The organism is Oryzihumus sp., assembly GCF_036391795.1.
Lineage (GTDB): Bacteria > Actinomycetota > Actinomycetes > Actinomycetales > Dermatophilaceae > Oryzihumus.
Genome location: NZ_DASVZH010000214.1, coordinates 1 through 7,203 on the forward strand (window position 1 = coordinate 1; position 7,203 = coordinate 7,203).

At 73.5% G+C, this 7,203-nt stretch carries 8 protein-coding genes and 1 pseudogene; 3 read left to right on the top strand and 6 right to left on the bottom strand.

The genetic code is table 11. The features are described 5' to 3' along the window. The 3 genes from VF825_RS13315 to VF825_RS13325 form a co-directional block, all read right to left on the bottom strand. Positions 1-706, bottom strand: a 706-nt coding sequence (locus VF825_RS13315; protein WP_331114064.1) for an S-adenosylmethionine:tRNA ribosyltransferase-isomerase, incomplete at its 3' end; no start/stop codon positions are given. Beyond that, positions 703-1,407, bottom strand: coding sequence for an SDR family NAD(P)-dependent oxidoreductase (locus VF825_RS13320; protein WP_331114066.1), 705 nt, complete (start codon positions 1,405-1,407; stop codon positions 703-705). The genes VF825_RS13320 and VF825_RS13315, both read right to left, overlap by 4 nt. A gap of 85 nt (positions 1,408-1,492) precedes the next feature. Next, the gene (locus tag VF825_RS13325) at positions 1,493-1,711 is read right to left on the bottom strand and encodes a BldC family transcriptional regulator (protein WP_331114068.1); all 219 of its coding nucleotides are present in this window, start codon (positions 1,709-1,711) and stop codon (positions 1,493-1,495) included. Positions 1,712-1,914: 203 nt separating this feature from the next. Here VF825_RS13325 and VF825_RS13330 point away from each other — a divergent pair, with 203 nt between their 5' ends. Both VF825_RS13330 and VF825_RS13335 read left to right on the top strand, forming a co-directional pair. Beyond that, entirely contained in the window at positions 1,915-3,024 is a 1,110-nt protein-coding gene (locus tag VF825_RS13330; protein WP_331114070.1) for a Glu/Leu/Phe/Val dehydrogenase dimerization domain-containing protein, read from the top strand. 249 nt (positions 3,025-3,273) lie between these two features. After that, complete coding sequence (locus tag VF825_RS13335) at positions 3,274-3,471, top strand: DUF3073 domain-containing protein (protein WP_331114079.1); 198 nt, start codon at positions 3,274-3,276, stop codon at positions 3,469-3,471. 309 nt (positions 3,472-3,780) lie between these two features. On the opposite strand, the gene purM is transcribed toward VF825_RS13335, so the two are convergent. Genes purM through VF825_RS13350 form a run of 3 tightly spaced genes read right to left on the bottom strand, consistent with a single transcriptional unit; the run spans position 3,781 to position 6,800 of the window. Continuing rightward, positions 3,781-4,902, bottom strand: a complete 1,122-nt coding sequence (purM, locus tag VF825_RS13340) for a phosphoribosylformylglycinamidine cyclo-ligase (RefSeq protein ID WP_331114072.1) — start codon at positions 4,900-4,902, stop codon at positions 3,781-3,783. Positions 4,903-4,958: 56 nt separating this feature from the next. Beyond that, positions 4,959-6,542, bottom strand: a complete 1,584-nt coding sequence (gene purF, locus VF825_RS13345) for an amidophosphoribosyltransferase (RefSeq protein WP_331114075.1) — start codon at positions 6,540-6,542, stop codon at positions 4,959-4,961. 30 nt (positions 6,543-6,572) lie between these two features. Continuing rightward, complete coding sequence (locus VF825_RS13350; protein ID WP_331114077.1) at positions 6,573-6,800, bottom strand: hypothetical protein; 228 nt, start codon at positions 6,798-6,800, stop codon at positions 6,573-6,575. Positions 6,801-6,864: 64 nt separating this feature from the next. Here VF825_RS13350 and VF825_RS13355 point away from each other — a divergent pair. Continuing rightward, positions 6,865-7,203 (top strand): annotated as a pseudogene (locus tag VF825_RS13355) (oxidoreductase); the annotation flags it as partial.

The window sequence follows — 7,203 nt, forward strand, 5'->3', positions numbered from 1 at the left end:
ACCGCTCGGGCAGCGGGCCCTCGCCCGGCTCCAGGGAGGAGACCCCGTCGTGCAGGGTGACCGGGGCGATGAGCACGCCCGCCGCGACCAGGTCCGAGACGAGCTCGGCGCTGAAAGGCCGGCCCGCGCTGGGCATCTCGGCGCTGCCGGGGTCGCGGGCGAACACCGTCTGGTAGGCCGAGATCGGCCAGGAGCCCGGCACGTAGGCGTAGGCGATCGGCGACCCGTGGGCGACGAGGAACTCGTCCGTGGGCCGCGGCAGGCTCACCCGGGCCCGCCAGATCCGGGGCGCGTCGGCCAGCGGGTCGGGGTAGGGCGCCAGCAGCCGCAGCACGCCGCCGTCCGGCAGGTCGAGGCGCTCGCCCTCGCGGCCGTCGCGCAGCGGGCCGTCGGCGCGGGGGCCGGGGCGCAGCTCGACCAGCCAGGTCCCGGGCTGCGGCTCGGCCGCGAAGTGGACGGTGATGTCGGCCCCGCCGCGGCGGGCCGGCAGGGCCGCCGGCAGCGTCGCCGAGGTGTTGACCACCAGCACGTCCCCGGCGCGCAGGAACCGGCCCAGGTCGTGGAAGCGGGCGTGGCTGACCCCGCAGCCGTCGGCGACGAGCAGGCGCACCTCGTCCCGGCGCAGCCCGCGTGCCTCCGGCGGCTCGGTGGCCACCGCCCCCTCGGGCACGCTGAAGACGAGGTCGGGCACCGCCGCCACGCTCATGCCGTCACCGCCGCGGCGCCCGCGAGCAGCTCCGTCGCCCGGTAGCGCCCGCTGGGCGGCCGCTCGGTGACCAGCCGCAGCAGCGCCGGCACCACCGTCTCCGGCTCGGGCCGGTCGCTGATGTCCTCGCCGGGGAAGGCTTCCTGGTGCATGGTCGTGCGCATGTCGCCGGGGTCGAACGCGTAGACCGCGAGGTCGGGCCGCTCGGCGGCGAGGACCGCGCTGACGTGGTCGAGCGCCGCCTTGGCCGAGCCGTAGCCGCCCCAGCCCACGTAGGCCTCCACCGCGGCGTCCGAGCTGACGTTGACGATGGCACCCCGGCCCGCCGTGAGGGCGGGAAGGAGCAGCTGGGTCAGGGCGAGCGGGGCGAGGACGTCCACGTCGTACACGCGGGCGAGCACGTCGAGGGGGTAGCTCGCCAGGGGCGGCTGCGGGCTGGGCCCGAGCAGGCTGGCGTTGTTGACCAGGAGGTCGAGCCGGCCGTGCGCCTCGACCGCGGCGGCCAGCGCAGCGCGGTGACCGGGGTCGGTCACGTCGCCGGCGATCGCGGTGAGCGTGCCGGCGGGCAGCTCCCGCTCCAGGGCGGCGAGGTCGGCGGCGGAGCGGGCATCGGCGACGACGCTCCAGCCGAGGTGGGTCAGTGTGGTGGCCGTGGCGCGGCCGAGGCCGCGGGATGCGCCGGTGATGACGGCGACAGGCATGGGCTCTCCTCCTGGTCGGTGGTAGAGCCCATGCTGGAAGTTAAAGCGAACTTGATGTCAAGGCCCGGCGCTGCCGGGTGTGGGGTCAGGCGACGCCGTGCTGGTGGTCGGCGGCCATGTTGGCGCGCTCGAGCAGGGCGCGGACCTCGGACTCGCGGTAGCGCCGGTGGCCGCCAAGGGTGCGGATCGAGTTGAGCTTGCCGGCCTTGGCCCAGCGCGTCACGGTCTTGGGGTCGACGCGGAAGAGCGCAGCAACCTCAGCCGGAGTCAGCAAGTTCTCGGCGTCGAGGTGTCTCGCGGTCATGGTCGTCTCCTCTGGACTGGGGCACCCCTCTGAGCAGGGGCACACCATCAGTTTCGGACATTGGTGACGACTTGGGAACAATCAAGACGTGTCATATCTGATGCCCCAAAAGAACTAGTTACTCCGCCGTGACACGTTCCGCAATAGGCTGATTTCCGCCGCGAGACCCGCGCGTCCCCACCCGACCCCGAGGAGTCACCACCGTGACCGCGTCACCCGTCGTACCGCCGTCGCCCGACCACGCCGAGGACCGCCACGAGCAGGTCGTGTTCTGCCACGACAAGGCTACCGGCCTGCGCGCCATCATCGGCATCTACAGCACCGCGCTCGGCCCGGCGCTCGGCGGCACCCGGTTCTACCCCTACGCCAGCGAGGAGGACGCGCTGGCCGACGTGCTGCGCCTGTCCCGGGGGATGGCCTACAAGAACGCCGTGGCCGGCCTCGACCTCGGCGGCGGCAAGGCGGTCATCATCGGTGACCCTGCCAAGGACAAGACCGAGGCGCTGCTGCGTGCCTACGGCCGGTTCGTCGAGAGCCTCGGTGGCCGCTACGTCACCGCCTGCGACGTGGGCACCTACGTGGCCGACATGGACGTCGTCGGCAAGGAGACCCGCTTCGCCACCGGCCGCAGCGAGGCCAACGGCGGGGCCGGCGACTCCTCGGTGCTCACCGCCTGGGGCGTCTTCCAGGGCATGCGGGCCAGCGCCGAGCACGTGTGGGGCATGCCCAGCCTGCACGGCCGCACGGTCGGCGTCGCCGGCGTGGGCAAGGTGGGGCGCATCCTCACCGGCCACCTGCTCGAGGAGGGGGCCCACGTGGTCGCCACCGACGTCAACCCGGCCGCCCTCGAGGCGCTGCGCGTGCTCCACCCGCAGGTCGACGTCGTCGAGGACGTGGAGTCCCTGGTGCGCTCCGACATCGACATCTACGCCCCCTGCGCGCTCGGCGGCGCCCTCGACGACGTCACCATCGACGTCCTGTCCGCCCAGATCGTCTGCGGTGCGGCCAACAACCAGCTCGTCACCGAGGGCCCCGGCGGCAGCGCCGACCGGATGCTCAAGCGCGGCATCACCTACGCCCCCGACTTCCTGGTCAACGCCGGCGGCGTCATCCAGGTCAGCGACGAGCTGCACGGCTTCAACTTCGAGCGGGCCAAGCAGCGTGCCACCGGCATCTTCGAGGCGACCGCCTCGGTGCTGCGGATGGCCGAGCAGGAGGGCACCTCCCCGGCCGTGGCCGCCGACCGGATCGCCGAGCGGCGCATGGCGACCGTCGGCAACCCGTCCCGGATCTGGCTCCCCAGCGGTCGCTGAGTCCCATCTGTCGGACATCTGCCGCTCCGCCGGCGCCGGACCAGCACGGATCCGGCGCCGGCGGAGCACGATCCGGCCACGAAGTGGGGCGGCACACCCTGCACCGGGCAGCGCGAATTTGCATTGCTCCTGTAGCGTTACCACCACGAAATACGAGATTCCCGGGACCGCTCCGTGGAGTCGAACTCGCTGACCAGTGGGCTCGACCGAGCGATGCCGTCCCGGCAGACGCATGAGGGGGTCGACGCCATGGGGCGCGGCCGGGCCAAAGCCAAGCAGACGAAGGTCGCTCGGGAGCTGAAGTACTTCTCCCCCGACACTGACTTGAGCGCGCTTGAGCGAGAACTGCACGGATCGTCGTACGCCGAGCCGGAGCGCAGCTCCGACGTCGACGACGGCGAGGACTACGACGACGACTACGGGAAGTGGGCGTCAGGCCAACGCTGACCTCATGCGCCGCGCCCTCCGGGGCGCGGCGCCGTCAGTCCCGTCCTCCGGGCGGGCAGGTCATCACCCTCACCCTTCCACCGGGTGCTGCTGCCGCGAGAGCGGTGACGGCACCTTGTCATGTGCACCGCCCCTCGCGGCGGCGCGCACCGGTGGCTGACTGCCGCGTGCCGTGAGCTGCCTCGGACACCCAGGTCGAGCCGGTATGCCGTGACGCCGCCACGTGCGCGCGTCACCCCGCACGGCGCGCCGCCCGCACCACGGCAGGCTGACGCCGCCGCCTGACCTGGGGCCGGACGCCCCGCGCGGTCAGGCCGGGTGGGTCCCCACGACCTGGACCGCCCCACCGTCGACGCCCTTGGCGCCGTGGACGACCTCGACACCCTCCTGCACCGCTGCCGCCGCGCGGTCGCTCACCTCGCCGAGCACCCAGGCCGGCAGCCCGGATGCCTGCGCGGTGCGCACCGCCAGGTCGGCCTGCTCCGCCGGCAGCACCGCCACGAAGCCGACACCCATGTTGAGCGTGCGCTCCACGTCGGCGACCGGCACCTGCCCGAGCTGCTGCACCAGCGTGAAGACCGGCGGCGGCGTCCACGAGCCGCGGTCCAGGCGGGCGAACGTGCCCTGCGGCAGCACCCGCGCCAGGTTGGCGGCCAGGCCACCGCCGGTGACGTGGCTCAGGGCGTGCACGTCGAGCCCGGGGGTGCGGATCAGGCCGAGCAGGTCGCGGGCGTAGACGCGGGTGGGCTCGAGCAGTTCCTCGCCGAGGGTGCGACCGAGCTCCTCGACGTGGCGGTCCAGCGCCCAGCCCGCGCGGTCGAAGACCGCACGCACCAGCGAGTAGCCGTTGGAGTGCAGGCCCGAGGAGGCCAGCGCCACGACGGCGTCACCGGGCCGGACCCGCTGCGGACCCAGCACGTCGTCGTGCTCCACGACGCCGGTCGCGGCACCGGCCACGTCGTACTCCTCCGGGCCGAGCAGGCCGGGGTGCTCCGCGGTCTCGCCGCCGACCAGGGCGGTCCCCGCGACCTCACAGGCGGCCGCGATGCCGGAGACGATCGCCGCGATCCGCTCGGGGACCACGCGGCCGGTGGCGATGTAGTCGGTCATGAACAGCGGCTCGGCCCCGCACACCACGATGTCGTCGACGACCATGCCGACCAGGTCGAAGCCGATCGTGTCGTGCTTGTCCATCCGCTGGGCGATGGCCACCTTGGTGCCGACGCCGTCGGTGGAGGTGGCCAGCACCGGCCGGGCCATGCCCTTGAGCGCGGACGCGTCGAACATCCCGGCGAAGCCGCCCAGGCCGCCGAGCACCTCGGGGCGCTGCGCCCGCCGGACCGAGGCCTTCATCAGCTCGACCGCGCGGTCGCCGGCCTCGACGTCGACACCGGCCCCGGCGTAGGTGATGGGGGTGCTCGGGGTGGTCATGGCGGGATCAGTCCTCCGGTGTGCCGTGCGGCCGGGTGCGGTCGGGGTCGTGCCGGTCAGGGGCGGGACAGGGAGTCGGAGGCGCCGCCGCCGACGCCGGTGCTGACACCCTCGACGTCGACCGTGCCGGCGTCGGACGCCTCGACCCGGCCGGTCTCGATGGGCAGCTCCAGCTCCAGCAGGCCCTTGCCGAGCCGGTCCTGCGAGGGCAGCTCCACGGGGTAGACCCCGGTGAAGCACGCCGTGCACAGCCGCTCGCGGGGCTGCTCGGTGGCGACGATCATGCCGTCCTCGCTGATGTAGCCCAGGCTGTCGGCGCCGATGCTGGCGCGGATCTCCTCGACGCCGAGTCCGGTGGCGATGAGCTCGGCTCGTGTCGCGAAGTCGATGCCGTAGAAGCAGGGCCAGCGCACCGGCGGGCTGGAGATGCGCACGTGCACCTCGGCGGCGCCGGCCTCGCGCAGCATCCGCACCAGCGCCCGCTGGGTGTTGCCGCGCACGATCGAGTCGTCGACGACGACCAGGCGCTTGCCGCGGATGACCTCGCGCAGCGGGTTGAGCTTGAGCCGGATGCCGAGCTGGCGGATGGTCTGGCTCGGCGCGATGAAGGTGCGCCCGACGTAGGAGTTCTTGACCAGGCCCTGGCCGTAGGGGATGCCGGACTCCTGCGCGTAGCCGATCGCCGCCGGCGTGCCGGACTCCGGCGTCGGCATGACCATGTCGGCCTCGACCGGGTGCTCCCGGGCCAGCTGGCGGCCCATCTCGACCCGGGCCTCGTGCACGCCGCGACCGTTGATCGTGGTGTCCGGGCGGGCCAGGTAGACGTACTCGAAGACGCAGCCCTTGGGCTCGGGCTCGGCGAACCGGCGCGAGCGCAGGCCGTCGGCGTCGATGGTGATCAGCTCGCCGGGCTCGACCTCGCGGATCACGCTGGCGCCGACGATGTCGAGCGCCGCGGTCTCGGAGGCGACCACCCAGCCTCGCTCGAGGCGGCCGAGGACCAGCGGGCGGATGCCCTGGGGGTCGCGGGCGGCATACAGCGTCTGCTCGTCCATGAAGACGAAGCAGAACGCGCCGCGCAGCCGGGGCAGGACGTCCAGCGCGGCCGCCTCGAGGCTGCGGTCGGGGTCGTCGGTGAGCAGCGCGGTGACCAGCGCGGTGTCGGTGGTGTTGCCCCGGCGCAGCTCACCGCCGACGTGGCCGGAGAAGCCCTGCTCGTTGCGCTCCCGGAGCAGGTCGCGCAGCTCGGCGGAGTTGATGAGGTTGCCGTTGTGGGCCAGCGCCACGGTGCCCTGGTCGGTGCCACCGAGGGTCGGCTGGGCGTTCTCCCACGTGCTGCCACCGGTGGTGGAGTAGCGGCAGTGCCCGACCGCGAGGTGCCCCTTGAGTGAGCCGAGGCTGGTCTCGTCGAAGACCTGGGAGACCAGGCCCATGTCCTTGTAGACCAGCATGCGCTTGCCGTCGCTGGTCGCGATGCCGGCCGACTCCTGCCCGCGGTGCTGCAGCGCGTAGAGCCCGAAGTAGGTCAGCTTGGCGACGTCCTCGCCGGGCGCCCAGACACCGAAGACGCCGCAGGCGTCCTGCGGGCCCTTTTCGCCGGGGAGGAGGTCGTGGGACAAGTGCCCGTCACCGCGTGCCACGGGCCCAGTCTCGCACAGCGGTCCGGGCGCTCAGCCGCGTCGGTCGAGCAGGATGAAGACGATCCCGGCGAGGAGCACGCCCAGCGCGGCGCAGCCCACCCCGAGGAAGCCCAGCTCACCCATCGCCCCGTAGCGGTTGGTGGCCGGCCCCACGGCGCTGACGACCAGCCCGGCGACCAGGCCCAGCAGGCCCCCGGTCAGCAGGAACGGGCCGATCCTGGGCGCGCGGCGCGCTCGGCGGCGGGACGGTTCGCTCACGCCACCCACGGTAGGCGATCGGGTCCGCACCCATCCGGACGGGGCTGCGCGCCGAAGACCAGGCATGGGGATCCGCACGGCTGTCAGCGCCTCGTGGCGCCACGCCGCCACCGGCGTGCTCGCCGCCGTGGCAGGTATCGCGGCCGGTCACCTGGTGGCGGGCCTCACCAACCCGGCGGCCTCGCCGGTGCTGGCGGTCGGCTCGACCGTCATCGATGCGACCCCCACCCCGGTCAAGGAGTGGGCGGTGGCCCACTTCGGGACCAACGACAAGCCGGTCCTGCTGGGCAGCGTCACCCTCGTGACCCTCCTGCTCGCGGCGGCGGCGGGCGTGCTGGGCCGGCGCCGTCCCGCCGTCGCCGTGACCTTCGTCGTGGCCCTGGCGGGCCTGGCCACCGCCGCG